Annotated in this window: 14 protein-coding genes; 12 read left to right on the forward strand and 2 right to left on the reverse strand. The window is 50.4% G+C overall.

The genetic code is table 11. The features are described from left to right. Positions 1 to 29: 29 nt before the first annotated feature. The 10 genes from DFP94_RS04440 (at position 30) to DFP94_RS04485 (ending at position 10,278) form a co-directional block, all read left to right on the forward strand. Complete coding sequence (locus DFP94_RS04440; RefSeq protein ID WP_114495201.1) at positions 30 to 692, forward strand: redox-sensing transcriptional repressor Rex; 663 nt, start codon at positions 30 to 32, stop codon at positions 690 to 692. Continuing rightward, entirely contained in the window at positions 670 to 1,968 is a 1,299-nt protein-coding gene (locus DFP94_RS04445) for an amidohydrolase (protein ID WP_114495777.1), read from the forward strand. Before DFP94_RS04440 ends, DFP94_RS04445 begins: the two co-directional genes overlap by 23 nt. A gap of 60 nt (positions 1,969 to 2,028) precedes the next feature. After that, complete coding sequence (locus DFP94_RS04450) at positions 2,029 to 2,514, forward strand: cell wall elongation regulator TseB-like domain-containing protein (protein ID WP_114495202.1); 486 nt, start codon at positions 2,029 to 2,031, stop codon at positions 2,512 to 2,514. A 281-nt stretch (positions 2,515 to 2,795) separates the two neighbouring features. After that, entirely contained in the window at positions 2,796 to 3,329 is a 534-nt protein-coding gene (locus DFP94_RS04455) for a hypothetical protein (RefSeq protein WP_114495203.1), read from the forward strand. Next, the gene (locus tag DFP94_RS04460; protein ID WP_114495204.1) at positions 3,322 to 4,824 is read left to right on the forward strand and encodes an AAA family ATPase; all 1,503 of its coding nucleotides are present in this window, start codon (positions 3,322 to 3,324) and stop codon (positions 4,822 to 4,824) included. The genes DFP94_RS04455 and DFP94_RS04460 overlap by 8 nt, the downstream gene beginning before the upstream one ends. Before the next feature lie 137 nt (positions 4,825 to 4,961). Then, positions 4,962 to 5,834, forward strand: a complete 873-nt coding sequence (locus tag DFP94_RS04465; RefSeq protein WP_114495778.1) for a 3-hydroxyacyl-CoA dehydrogenase family protein — start codon at positions 4,962 to 4,964, stop codon at positions 5,832 to 5,834. Next, positions 5,831 to 7,036 carry an acetate/propionate family kinase gene (locus DFP94_RS04470; RefSeq protein WP_114495205.1) on the forward strand — a complete coding sequence of 402 codons (1,206 nt, stop codon included), beginning with the start codon at positions 5,831 to 5,833 and terminating at the stop codon, positions 7,034 to 7,036. Before DFP94_RS04465 ends, DFP94_RS04470 begins: the two co-directional genes overlap by 4 nt. Before the next feature lie 54 nt (positions 7,037 to 7,090). Beyond that, positions 7,091 to 8,386 carry an asparagine--tRNA ligase gene (asnS, locus tag DFP94_RS04475; RefSeq protein WP_114495206.1) on the forward strand — a complete coding sequence of 432 codons (1,296 nt, stop codon included), beginning with the start codon at positions 7,091 to 7,093 and terminating at the stop codon, positions 8,384 to 8,386. 21 nt (positions 8,387 to 8,407) lie between these two features. After that, positions 8,408 to 9,097: a DnaD domain-containing protein gene (locus tag DFP94_RS04480; protein WP_114495207.1), complete on the forward strand. Its 690-nt coding sequence runs from the start codon at positions 8,408 to 8,410 to the stop codon at positions 9,095 to 9,097. Positions 9,098 to 9,372: 275 nt separating this feature from the next. Continuing rightward, positions 9,373 to 10,278, forward strand: a complete 906-nt coding sequence (locus DFP94_RS04485; RefSeq protein WP_114495208.1) for an ATP-grasp domain-containing protein — start codon at positions 9,373 to 9,375, stop codon at positions 10,276 to 10,278. A 57-nt stretch (positions 10,279 to 10,335) separates the two neighbouring features. Here the strand turns inward: DFP94_RS04485 and DFP94_RS04490 are convergent, their stop codons facing one another. Together DFP94_RS04490 and DFP94_RS04495 are read right to left on the reverse strand one after the other, a co-directional pair. Then, complete coding sequence (locus DFP94_RS04490) at positions 10,336 to 10,524, reverse strand: hypothetical protein (RefSeq protein ID WP_114495209.1); 189 nt, start codon at positions 10,522 to 10,524, stop codon at positions 10,336 to 10,338. 42 nt (positions 10,525 to 10,566) lie between these two features. Then, entirely contained in the window at positions 10,567 to 11,724 is a 1,158-nt protein-coding gene (locus DFP94_RS04495; RefSeq protein ID WP_114495210.1) for an asparaginase, read from the reverse strand. Between the two features lie 340 nt (positions 11,725 to 12,064). Between DFP94_RS04495 and DFP94_RS04500 the strand changes: the two genes are divergently transcribed. Next, positions 12,065 to 12,598 (forward strand): RNA polymerase sigma factor, encoded by a 534-nt coding sequence (locus DFP94_RS04500; protein ID WP_245954472.1) that lies wholly within the window; start codon positions 12,065 to 12,067, stop codon positions 12,596 to 12,598. Then, positions 12,595 to 13,047, forward strand: coding sequence for a hypothetical protein (locus tag DFP94_RS04505; protein WP_114495211.1), 453 nt, complete (start codon positions 12,595 to 12,597; stop codon positions 13,045 to 13,047). Before DFP94_RS04500 ends, DFP94_RS04505 begins: the two co-directional genes overlap by 4 nt. Positions 13,048 to 13,058: the final 11 nt, after the last annotated feature.

The following is a 13,058-nucleotide window of genomic DNA, read 5'->3' on the forward strand; positions in this document are numbered from 1 at the left end:
TCAAATCGCGCCTATTAGGGGGATAACCAATGAAATCGGAAAAAATTTCAGACGCCGTAGTACGCAGATTGCCGGTGTATCTACGATTTCTTAATGAACTGAGCCGCCGGGAGGTCCCGACGGTTTCTTCCCAGGAGCTGGGGCAAAAGCTGGATCTTAACCCCGCTCAAATCCGCAAGGATCTTGCTTATTTTGGCGATTTCGGCCGTAAGGGCATCGGATATGACGTGTCCTATCTGATCGAAAAAATCCGCCAAATTTTAAATTTGGATCAGCAGATTAACGTAGCCCTGATCGGTGCCGGTAATCTCGGTCAAGCGTTGTCCAATTACAACGCCTATTTGAAGGATAATATGAAGATCGTCGCCGTGTTCGACGCATCTCCGGAGAAAATCGGCAGCCAGATTAACAATATCACGATCCAGCCGATCGAGGTTCTGGTAGACGCGGTGAAGGGCAATCATATCCGCATCGGAATAATTACGGTACCGGACGTGGAAGCTCAGCGCGTGGCCGATCAGCTCGTCGCCGCCGGAATCGAGGCGATTTTGAACTTTGCTCCCACGATCCTTAAGGTTCCTGCCGGGGTGCGCGTTCATGCGGCGGATTTCACAACCGATCTGATCAGCTTGGCCTATTATTTGGATGGAGGAAAGGAACGTAGTGAGCATGACTCGAAAATGGTTGATTAAAGACGGCACTTTTGCCGTTCCGGACCGGGAAAACCCGGTAATTCGCGGCTATATGCTGCTCGAAGGCAGCATGATAACCTATATCGGCGAAGAACGCCCCGAAGGGGTGGAGGGAGCCGAAACCTTTGATGGGAAAGGTCTGCTGTTTATGCCGGGCCTTGTAAATACGCATGGTCATGCTGCAATGTCTCTGCTTCGCGGTTACGGCGACGATATGGTACTCCAGACTTGGCTTCAGGAAAAAATGTGGCCGATGGAAGCAAAGTTTACCGGGGAGGACGTCTATTGGGGCACGGCATTGTCCGTTCTGGAGATGCTGAAAGGCGGAACGACCACGTTCCTGGATATGTATGATCATATGGACCAGGTGGCTACCGTTGTCGAGCAATCGGGCATTCGCGCCGTGCTGACGCGCGGCGTCATCGGCTTGTGCCCGCCGGAAGTCCAAAAACACAAGCTGGACGAAGCGATGGTTTTCGCCCGAAATTGGCATGGCAAGGCGGATGGACGGATTACGACGATGATGTCGCCGCATTCCCCCTATACTTGTCCACCGGATTACATCGAACGAATCGTCCAGGCCGCCCATGATCTGGATCTTCCGCTGCATACGCATATGTCCGAGACTCGGGCCGAGGTTGAGCAGAACGTTGCCGATTATGGCGTTCGCCCTGCCCAGCATCTCCTCAATCTCGGATTGTTCAGCCGCCCGGCTTTGCTGGCGCATGCCGTCCATCTTACCGACGAGGAAATCGGTATTTTGGCGGCCCATCAGGTGGCCGTCTCCCATAATCCGGGAAGCAACCTCAAATTGGCGAGCGGCGTAGCCCGCGTACCGGAGCTGCTTAAAGCCGGCGTAACCGTTTCGCTTGGCACGGATGGCGCAGCCAGCAATAACAACCTGGACATGTTTGAAGAGATTCGTCTGGCGGCGTTGATCCATAAAGGCGTATCGGGTGACCCGACGGCAATCCCGGCAAGGGAAGCCCTCAGAATGGGGACGGAGTATGGCGCTAAATCGCTCTTCCTTCAAGATACGGGCAAGCTTAGCGCAGGCATGAAGGCGGATTTTATCGCGGTCAATACGGAGCAGGCGCATTTCCTGCCGCGTACCGATTATATTTCTCATGCCGTATACTCGGCGGGTCCCAAGGACGTGGAGCACGTGTGGGTTAACGGCAAGCAGGTCGTCAAGCATGGAGCATGCCTGACCCTTGACGAAGAGAAAGTACGGTTTGAAGCACAGGCCGCTTTCGAGGGCTTGCTTGGCCGATAATACGTTGATCAGATACATGACAGACCTGAATACGCCGGTATGGGGGAAAGGAAGAGAGGCTTGAGAAACAGAACCAAATGGATTCTGCTCTCCATTGTGATTTTGGTGCTCGTGCTCCTTGGCCTTCATCGCTTTTATCTGTATATCCATCAGGATATATGGAAGGGAGAGAAAGAAGCTATTCAACGGGCGGAGCAGGAAACCGGACTGGTGGGTGCCGGGAAGGTATGGAAGTCGGTTTGGGATGAGGTTGTCTGGGTCGTAGAAGGAAAAGATGCCGACGGTCAAGACGTCATGGTTTGGCTGCCGGTCGGAGGGCAAGCGCAGAGTAAGCCGCTGTCCGAAGGAGTATCGGAAAGTCAGATCCGGAAAATCATTCAGGATGATCTTCCCGGAATTTCCATTGTCAGACTTGTTCCGGGCATCTACAATCATGAACTGGTCTGGCAGCTTTTTTACAAAGAGAAGGCACATCATTACTACCGCTTTTTCCGGTTCAGCGACGGGAAACCGCTTGATGATGTCTTCACGTTGCCAAACCGGTAAATACTGCGAAAAAATAATAACAGCCTTAGGCTGAAGCGATAGAACTGAGAATCAGTTCGTACTTCTGCCAAGGCTATTTTTTTATAAAATTTAAAATAATTTTCACAACTATATTCGTTATAGTATATACGATGTGATATACTCTTCTTTGTAAGTATTTTATATATAACCAATGCTCGTAAATTATATTTCAGGAGAATCCGAGTTTTTTTGAAATATTGATATATGTACTAAGAATGGGAATCAGAAGCTAAAAACTATACACCAAGGGGGACTTTTACGTGAAATTGCGAGTTGGACCGATCGTTGCCAGTGTGGCCGTTTCCGCACTGTTGTTGTTCGGAGGATGGTTTGCCTATAAGCAATGGGCCGTTGAGAGCCCGTTTGAACATAAAGTGAACCAAATGGAAGGTGTAAAAAGCGTACAAACAGATATTACCCAGAAACAGGCCATAGTGAAACTCGATTTGGAACCGGGGACGGATTTCGGCAGTCTGGTGCGGCAAATCGAAACCGACGGCAGCAAATGGATCGGCAGTCGGGAATTGAAGCTGGTCGTGGAGGATCATGCATCGCAAGAACTGAACGAGATGTGGAAGGAAGCCTTATTCCCGATTGCTCAGGCGATGGAGAATAAAGAATATACCGGTATTACCGATACGCTGGACAAGCTGAGCCAAAATGACAGCGGGCTGTCCGCCAAAGCGGAAATGGACGAGCGCAACGTATATATTACACTGACGGATGGAAAAGCGAGCAAGTTTGTAATTTTGCCGCGGGTACCGCAAAGTATGGGGGTGTGGCCAAATGCGTAAACTGATAATTGAAATTGCCGCCGGATTTGTACCTGTCCTGTTAATTTTCTTGGCCTTTATCGGGTATAATATTATTCCATTGCTGGTCGGATTCATCATGCTTGGAGCCTTATTTGCCGCAGTCAAGATGCGGGGCGGCATCGTCGCGACGGCTTCTCAAGAACGAAAGAACAAAAAGATCGGCTCGGCCAAACTGACCTTCGATGAAATCGGTGGCCAGGACAGCGCCAAGCAGGAACTGCGCGAAGCACTCGATTTTATGGTCCGTCATGAAGAAATCAAAAAATTCGGGATCCGCCCGATCAAGGGGATCTTGTTGACCGGGCCTCCGGGAACCGGGAAAACGCTAATGGCGAAGGCGGCTGCTCAGTATACGAATGCGGTGTTCGTTGCGGCATCCGGCAGTGAATTTGTTGAAATGTATGTCGGCGTCGGCGCCAGCCGGATCCGTGATTTGTTCAAGGATGCGCGCACACGCGCTGCCAAGGAAAAGAAAGAGAACGCCGTTATCTTCATCGATGAGATCGATGTAGTCGGCGGAAAACGGGAAGGCGGACAACAGCGGGAGTATGATCAGACGCTGAACCAGCTTCTTACGGAAATGGACGGGATTTATACGTCCGAAACGCCTCGCATTCTGCTGATCGCGGCTACCAACCGCAAAGAGATGCTCGATAGTGCGCTGCTTCGCCCGGGGAGATTCGACCGCCATATCCAAGTCGATCTTCCCGACAAGAAAGGACGCTGTCATATTCTCGAACTGCATGCGAAGAATAAGCCGCTCGCTGGGGAAGTCAATTTGGAAAAAGTGGCCGAGGAATCGTACGGCTTCTCGGGCGCCCAGCTTGAGAGCGTCATGAACGAAGCGGCGATCTACGCCATGCGGGATCAGCTCAGCGAGATCAGCCAGCATCATCTGTCGATGGCGATCGACAAAGTCATGATGGGCGAAAAGACGGACCGGCAATCGACCGAAGAAGAGAAACGCCGCGTTGCCGTCCACGAGCTGGGACATGCGGTGGCAGCGGAAGTGGTCGCCCCGGGCAGCGTCAATCAGGTGGCGCTCAGTCCGCGCGGCAGAGCGCTAGGCTATGTACGGCATAATCCGCAGGAAGAGAAATACTTGTATACCAAGCAGTATCTCGAAGGACAGATCATGATCGCTTTGGCGGGGGCGGCGGCGGAAGAAATTTATTACGGAGGCCGCAGTACGGGGTCAAGCAACGACTTCGAGCAAGCTCTGAACCTTGTTCAGACCATGATGACATCGGGCCTTACTTCGCTTGGCATTATCAATATGGATATGGTCACTAAAGAGGTGCTGATGAACGAGAACTCCAGAATTTTGGACGATCTCGCAGCCCGGACAAAGCAATTGCTCGTCGACAATGCGATGGTATTCGACCAGTCCCTGGAGATTCTGCTTAGGGAAGAACGCCTCTCCGGAGACCAATTCCGTTGTCAATTTCGTGACAGCTTAACTTTACCGGCATAATTCTTTATGCCGGTTATTTTTTTTTACTTTTTGCTCGTGCTAAGATATTATTATATGTTGGGTATAAATTGATGTATTATTCGACATCAGGGGTACAATATTATGGAGAGACCATGAAAGGATGGAGCGAGAGAACCATGAACTTCAAAAGAATAGGCGTCATTGGTGGCGGCACGATGGGGCAAGGCATTAGCGAAATGCTGGCGGCCAAGGGACTCGATGTGCTACTCGTAGAAGAAACAACCGAAAAATTGAACTATGCATACAGCATGATAGAAACAAGTCTGGACAAGCAGCTTGAGAAATGGGCGATTACCAAGGCGGAGAAGAAACTGATCTTATCCAAAATTCATAAAGTGATTCATTTTGCCGAACTCGGAACCTGCGACATGGTGATTGAGACCATTTCGGAGGATTTGAATGCGAAAAAAGAAGTATTTAAACAGCTGGATCAGGTGTGTCCGAGCAACATTATTCTGGCGAGCAACACTTCGACGCTCAGCTTGACCGAAATCGCCGGATCGACGATGTATCCGGAACGCGTAATCGGCATGCATTTTATTTATCCGGTTGCCAAAATCAATCTGGTGGAAATTATCCGCGGGTTGAAAACCTCGAACGACACCTTTGAAGAAACAAAGCATTTTGTGGAAGAAGTTGTCGATAAACGCGGGATCATGGTTTACGAATCCCCGGGATTCGTGACATCCCGGATCATTTGCCTCATGATCAACGAAGCGCTGCACGTGCTTGGCGAGGGCGTGGCTACCGCCGAAGACATCGACGATGCGATGCGCATCGGCTATCAGTTCCAATACGGCCCGCTCGAAATGGCCGACCGCTTCGGTTTGGACTCCGTTCTGGCAGCGCTGGAGCGCATGTTCCGTGAATTCGGCGAATTGAAATACCGACCTTCTTATGTATTGAAAAAAATGGTTCGCGCGGGTTCCCTTGGGGTGAAGACGGGCGAAGGATTTTTCAAATACGACAAGGATGGTGACCGGATATGAAAATTTTAGTTATTAATGCGGGAAGCTCTTCCCTTAAATATCAGCTGTACGATATGACCGACGAATCCGTATTGGCTAAAGGCCTGGTGGAGCGGATCGGCCTGGACTCCTCCATTTTGACGCATAAACCGACAGGCAAAGAGGAAGTAACGGAAGTCAGCGACATTCTGGAACATACGACGGCGATTCGTAAAGTGCTTGAGAAACTGGTTGACAAGGAGCACGGGGTCCTGGAAACGATCGATGAGATCGATGCCGTAGGGCACCGGGTCGTTCACGGGGGCGAAGCATTTAAAGGTTCGGCTTTGATTACCGGCGAAGTGAAATCCGAAATCCGCCGCTTGTTCGATCTGGCGCCATTGCATAACCCGGCGTGCATGATGGGGATTCAGGCTGCCGAGGCGAACCTGCCGAACGTACCGCAAACCGTCGTGTTCGATACCGCGTTCCATCAGACCATGCCTGAAAAAGCATATTTGTATGCTATACCTAAGGTACTGTATAAAAAACACAAGGTTCGTCGTTACGGCTTCCACGGAACATCGCATGAATACGTGAGCAAGACTGCTGCCGAATATTTGGGCCGTCCGATCGAAGATTTGAAAATCATCACTTGCCATATCGGAAACGGCGCCAGCTTGACGGCAGTCATGGACGGTGTATCCGTCGATACTTCCATGGGGATGACGCCGCTGGAAGGCTTGATCATGGGCACGCGAAGCGGTGACCTGGATCCTGCCGTAGTTCCTTTTGTCATGAACAAGGAAGAACTTACGCTTAACGAAGTGAATTCCATGCTGAATAAGCATAGCGGACTTCTGGCCATTTCGGGCTCGAGCAGCGATATGCGCGATGTGACCGACGGTATGGAAGCGGGCGAACCGAATGCGACCCTGGCGTTTGAAATGTACGAGTACCGCCTTCGCAAATACATCGGCTCCTACGCTGCGGCGATGAACGGCGTGGACGTCATTGTTTTCACGGCAGGCGTGGGTGAGAACTCGGCGATCGTACGCGAGAAGGTTTGCGAAAACCTGACTTATCTGGGCGTCGAAATCGATAAAGATTTGAACAAAATCCGTTCGGGTGACCCGCGTAGAATTTCAACGCCTAACTCCAAGGTGGAGGTCTTGGTTGTTCCGACAAACGAAGAGCTTGTCATTGCCCGGGATACGTTGCGGATCGCCCAGGAAAAGAAGTAATCTAGCGAAGTAAGATGATCTTATCTTAGGTAACTTTAGAGGAGAGATAGAAACATGGCGATCAAAACAGTGATACGTCAAGTAAACGAACACGTCGGGGAAACCGTCGTTATCGGAAGCTGGCTGAACAACAAACGTTCCAGCGGGAAAATCCAGTTCCTCCAGCTACGGGACGGAACCGGCTATATTCAGGCGGTTGTCGTCAAAAGCGAAGTATCCGAAGACACCTGGAACAACGCCAAGAGCTTGACTCAGGAATCTTCGATGTATGTGACAGGCGTGATTCGCGAGGAACCACGCAGTCAATCGGGCTATGAAATGACCGTGACGGATCTCGAAATCCTCCATTTGACCGAAAATTATCCTATTACGCCCAAGGAACATGGCGTCGACTTTTTGATGGACCACCGCCATTTGTGGCTCCGTTCTTCCAAACAGCGGGCGATCATGGTCATTCGGGCTCAAATTATTTCTGCGATTCAGGACTTCTTTGATCAAAACGGCTTCACTCTGGTGGACCCGCCGATTTTGACACCGACTTCCGCCGAGGGCACAACGAACCTGTTCCACACGAAATATTTCGAAGAAGACGCCTATTTGACGCAAAGCGGTCAGCTATATATGGAAGCTGCGGCAATGGCTCTCGGTAAAGTCTATTCCTTCGGTCCGACGTTCCGTGCCGAGAAATCGAAAACACGCCGTCACTTGATCGAATTCTGGATGATCGAGCCGGAGATGGCCTTTACGGATCATGAAGAAAGCTTGAAGGTTCAAGAACAATTCATCGCCCATGTCGTTCAGTCAGTGCTTGCCAATTGCCGTACCGAGCTGGAAGCGGTAGGCCGCGATGTTTCCAAATTGGAGAATATCAAGGCTCCATTCCCGCGCATCACATACGACGAAGCGATCGAATTCCTGAACAGCCAGGATTTCGATATTCCTTGGGGAGAAGACTTTGGTGCGCCGCATGAAACGGCAATTGCGGAACGCTATGACAAGCCGGTGTTTATTACCCACTATCCGGCCGGCATCAAAGCCTTCTACATGAAGCCGGATCCTAATCGTCCGGAAGTGGTGCTGTGTGCGGATATGATCGCACCGGAAGGCTACGGCGAAATTATCGGCGGCTCGCAGCGGATTGATGATCCGGAACTGATGGAAGCCCGTTTCAACGAACATAACCTGTCCATGGATACCTATCAATGGTACATGGATTTGCGGAAATACGGTTCGGTTCCTCATTCCGGCTTCGGCCTGGGATTGGAACGGACGGTGGCGTGGATCTGCGGACTGGACCATGTACGGGAGACGATACCGTTCCCGCGTACGCTGTACCGCCTGTATCCATAAGAAAGGTGAGTAGTTAATCGTATGACCGAAAGCTGGAAAGTATGGGCCAAAGGGATTTCCTATGGGCTGGAGTCGGGTATGGTGAACGTACCCTATGCGCTGTTGGCTCACTATCGTAGTCTCCGATTGACCGATATGGAGGCCATGTTGCTCCTTCAATTGCTTGCGTTTCAGCAGGTCGAGCGCAATGATTTTCCAACCATAGATCAACTGGAGCGACGGATGGGAAGCGGTCCCGGCGAGTTGGCTGCGGTTATCCAGCGCTTGATGAAGGAGGGCTGGCTCAGCATCGACGAAGTCGAAGAGGAGTCAACCGGTGTTCATGCGGAGTTCTATAATCTGTCCGGGATGTACGTCAAGCTTGGCCAGCATCTGGCGGAGGAGCGTTCCGCCGTTATCCAAGAGCAGAAGTTGGCGAAGGAATCCTCCGGGCAACTGCGCGGCGATCAAGAGCGAAATCTCTTCGTTATCTTTGAGAAAGAGTTCGCCCGTCCGCTATCTCCGATGGAATGTGAAACGATTTCCGGCTGGGTGGACCAGGACGGTTACCCTGAGGAATTGATTTTGCTCGCGTTAAAGGAAGCGGTATTCGCCGGAAAAGTACATTTTCGCTATATCGACCGCATTTTGCTGGAATGGAGCCGTAACCGCGTGAAGACGGCGGAAGAAGCCAAGGCTTATACGCAGCGTTTCCGTAACGGCGGGCGATGAGTCAATCGCAAGCGATTTGAAGTAACATATCCTTTAAAGACCTCCGAGGTAATCGGAGGTCTTTTTGCTTATAAAACTCGATCGGCGGTCTTCGTTGGATAAAATCAACCGATACACTGATTCGACCGGCATACGCGCTAAAATGTTGCACAGGACTGACAACAGCTTGGATGCACTTTTTTTACATGAAAGAAACAATAATATCATATATAACATTCACAGATATGATATGTTAAAAATGTGTAAATCTAGCATTCTGTGAAGGGGGCTTGACCGTGATAGGCTGGATTATCTACAAGCATTTACCCCAAGATGTAAAGCCCGAGACGTTTGAAATCAGACGCCTGGTGGATGAAGCGGTGCGGCAGGAAATCGATATTCGGGTGCTCGCTCCGGAACAATTCGAACTCATCGTTACGCGGGATGACCGCAAAAGCGTGATGGTTGACGGAGAGGTGCTGCAGCTTCCCGATTTCGTACTGCCGAGGATGGGGGCCGGCACCAATTACTTTGGACTTGCCCTGATTCGTCATCTGGAGCGGCTTGGCGTGCGAACCTTCAATTCCTCCCAAAGCATCGACACGGTTAAGGACAAATTGTATACACAGCAAATTTTGGCGGAGCACAACTTGCCCGTTCCCAAAACAATGTTGATCCGCTCCAAGGTGGATGTCAATCTGGTGGAAAAGCATCTCGGATTTCCTGTGGTAGTAAAGACGATCTCCGGCTCCCAGGGCAGCGGAGTGTTTCTGGCGGAGACCAAATCAAAATTCATCGATCTTCTGGAGATGATCAACGCTTATAAGGAAAATGCTACGATGATTTTGCAGGAATTCGTGGAGTCCAGCCGGGGTACGGATCTAAGAGTGCTAACGATCGGGGGCCGCGCGGTCGCCGCGATGAAGCGTAATTCCGGCAACGACAGCTTTAAAGCGAATTATTCGCGCGGAGGCACCGTGGAACCGTATGAAATCAATCCGGAAATGGAATGGCTGGCACTGGAGACATCCCGTCTATTGAACCTAGATATTGCGGGGATCGATTTGCTGTTTGACGGAGACCATTACAAAATTTGCGAGGCTAATTCTTCTCCTGGATTTGAAGGAATCGAGTCCTGCTGTAACGTGAATATCGCCGAGGAGATTTACAATTTTCTGAGAGTACGTCTGAATCGTTTTTAAGTTTGAATAAAACCATTCCCATGATTCGTATGTCTCATGGGAATGGTTTTGTTGTGTTCATAAAGAATGCCTCGGAGGTTGATCCGTTGCGGAGGATACGGAGATTCGCCGCCCTTTGGTTGGACTGCCATGGCTGCCGCTGGGAAGGCGGGAACCTTCCCTTTGAGGAATACCGGACAGCAGCGCGGCAAGTACAAAAGTTGCGGTGATCACGGTCTTTTCCCGTTCTTGCTTCGTTCTATTCATAGGAAGGAGCTTCCCCGTGAATACGGAGCGAATCAAAAGGGCTTATTTCGCGGGGAGTTCAATTTGTCCGTACCCGTAAGTCGTAAACCAATCCTGGATCGTGGCGAAGTCTTTCGAGAAGGACAGGCTGAGCAGCAGCATGATCCTTGCATGAGCCGCATTCAGGTTATCTCCGGCGATTACGCCTTTTCCGCCGGAATAGTTGCTGCCCGAACCCGTACGCGTAGTAGTTACAAAAATAACGCCTTGTTCAATAGCTTTGGCACGCTCTTCGCTCATCGCTTTCGAGATCCCGCCCGCACCGGTTCCCGCGGTTACGACTCCTTTGGCGCCGTTCGCTACAAAGCCGCTAATGGCACCTGGGCCGGCATCCTGATAAGAATAGGCGATTTCCACTTTGGCGAGATCATTTTTGGTGATTTTGGTAAGATCAAAGGGGGTGGCCCATTCACTTGCAGGTTTTAAAGCCCGGAACGGAGCACGGTAAACCCGGATGTTGTTTTCGTCGATATAGCCGAGCGCTCCTACTTCAGGAGTGACGAAAGTATCGGTGCGGTATGAATTAGTCTTGGTGACTTCGCGAGCCGCATGGAATTCATCGTTCAGCATCAGTACGGTGCCAAAATACTTGGTTTTGCCGCTGGCCGCTAGTTTGATAGCGTTGTAAAGGTTTGCCGGGGCGTCGGTCCCGATAACGGTCCAAGGACGCATGGAGCCGGTGACGACAACCGGTTTGGGGCTCCGTACCGTCAAATCAAGGAAATAAGCGATTTCTTCCATCGTATCGGTGCCGCTGGTCACTACGACGCCGTCCTGGGTTTTCAGCGCTTCATCCACTTTTAGCGATAATTCGTATAATTGCTGAATGGAATATGCGCTGGAGCCGGAGTTTCCGAACTGATACGTACTTACTTCCGCAATTTTTTCTTTATTCGGTAAGGACTTAACCATATCCTCGATCAACAGCGTGCCGGCCTTATAGGTAGTGAAGCTGGTTTCATCTGTTGATTTACCCGCCAGCGTCCCGCCTGTCGCTATGACCTGGACTTTTGGCAACACCTTTGCAGCTTCGGCCACAGTGCCGCTGACTGTGGTTTCGGCCGCTGAAGCCCGGGATAGCGGGATGTTCGGCAGTACTGTGGTAAATGCCAGGCCTGCAGCAAGAAACATTTTGAGACTTTGTGATTTCCATTTGTTCATTGGTCCAACCTCCGTGATGTAATTTGAGTTAGCTATATGTAATGTTAACTAACATAAAATTTGCTAACTTGTAAGGATTATAAATTGATGTGAGGTTAATTAACAAATCAAATATGTATGCAAGGAAGCGCTTAAATTGCAATTTAGCTCAATGAATCATTAAATTACTAGATTTTTAAGTAAACATTGATTAAAATTATTGAATTTATGTGTTAGATATTATGACATTAGAAAGCTATCGGCGCTTGAGCTGAAAATATATTTTGATTTTTGCAGGGACAAGCCTCTTTGGCATCGTCTATTCTATTGGAAGGAGGGGAGAGTCATCGGCGAGGAGTCTTTGATCGAAAAAATGAAGCAGGGCGACCGAGCCGCTTTTCGCGAATTCGTTAAACAATACGGAAATTTCGTTTTCCGCGCCGCTTATTCCGTTCTTCATGATGAGAAAGAGGCGGAGGATGCCGCGCAGGAAACTTTCCTTCAAGTTTATAAATCTCTCCCCGCGTACCGTTCTCAAGGCGTGAAGTCGTGGTTAACGAGGATTGCAATCAACAAAGCGATTGATTTCAAACGGCGCAGAGACCGGCGGCGTGAGGAACAGTGGGATCCCGTCGATGTGGCTGAAAAGCTGCCTGCCGTAGAGGGCGATCTGCTTAAGGAAATGATGAACGACGAACGAAGAAGCGAGCTCCATACAAAAATATCCCAGCTTCCGCCGGGGCACCGGCATGTGGTTACGGCCTTTTATCTGGAAGGCAAAAGTTATGAGCAAATTGCGAGTGACTTGGAGCAAACAGTAAAAACCGTGGAATCGAAACTTTATCGGGCCAGAGCCTGGATTCGCGAGCATTGGAAGGAGGAGGAGTGGAGATGAAAGATGCGGACAACAAAACTGAAGAGATGTGGAGGAAGTACATCCTCGGCGAACTGAACCCGGAACGAAGTGATAAGCTGGACCAGTTGCTGCAGGACGATGATACCATGTTTCAAGTCTATATCAAGGAATTTATGGCGACTCAGGACGAGCTTCCGGCGTTGCTTGATGAAGAACGTTTCGCTGACAGCGTGCTATCCGCGCTTCCGGCTCATGCCCGCAATCGTATCGACAAGCGTCGCCGCAGGCGTTGGCAGAATCCTTTGCTTCACTATGTAATCGCCGCGTCCATAACACTCCTGTTACTTGGCGGAGGAGTATTCGACCTGCTGTCTGCCGGGGCCAATGCAGCCGTCCAGCGTCAGTCAGCGGATGCCCCGCTAAGCGATCGGCTCATGAAACGGGCAACGCAATGGATGGAGAAGATCAAGCCCTCCAACAACCCTTAAACGCAATTTGA

Origin of the sequence: Fontibacillus phaseoli, assembly GCF_003337355.1 — a bacterium.
Lineage (GTDB): Bacteria > Bacillota > Bacilli > Paenibacillales > Paenibacillaceae > Fontibacillus > Fontibacillus phaseoli.

Excerpts from the sequence above, each read along its gene's own strand:
- DFP94_RS04460 (WP_114495204.1), top strand. The coding sequence starts at position 3,322 with ATGCGTAAACTGATAATTGAAATTGCCGCCGGATTTGTACCTGTCCTG.
- DFP94_RS04470 (WP_114495205.1), top strand. The coding sequence starts at position 5,831 with ATGAAAATTTTAGTTATTAATGCGGGAAGCTCTTCCCTTAAATATCAG.
- DFP94_RS04465 (WP_114495778.1), top strand. The coding sequence starts at position 4,962 with ATGAACTTCAAAAGAATAGGCGTCATTGGTGGCGGCACGATGGGGCAA.
- DFP94_RS04440 (WP_114495201.1), top strand. The coding sequence starts at position 30 with ATGAAATCGGAAAAAATTTCAGACGCCGTAGTACGCAGATTGCCGGTG.
- DFP94_RS04505 (WP_114495211.1), top strand. The coding sequence starts at position 12,595 with ATGAAAGATGCGGACAACAAAACTGAAGAGATGTGGAGGAAGTACATC.
- DFP94_RS04490 (WP_114495209.1), bottom strand. The coding sequence starts at position 10,524 with ATGAATAGAACGAAGCAAGAACGGGAAAAGACCGTGATCACCGCAACT.
- DFP94_RS04445 (WP_114495777.1), top strand. The coding sequence starts at position 670 with ATGACTCGAAAATGGTTGATTAAAGACGGCACTTTTGCCGTTCCGGAC.
- DFP94_RS04480 (WP_114495207.1), top strand. The coding sequence starts at position 8,408 with ATGACCGAAAGCTGGAAAGTATGGGCCAAAGGGATTTCCTATGGGCTG.
- DFP94_RS04495 (WP_114495210.1), bottom strand. The coding sequence starts at position 11,724 with ATGAACAAATGGAAATCACAAAGTCTCAAAATGTTTCTTGCTGCAGGC.
- asnS (WP_114495206.1), top strand. The coding sequence starts at position 7,091 with ATGGCGATCAAAACAGTGATACGTCAAGTAAACGAACACGTCGGGGAA.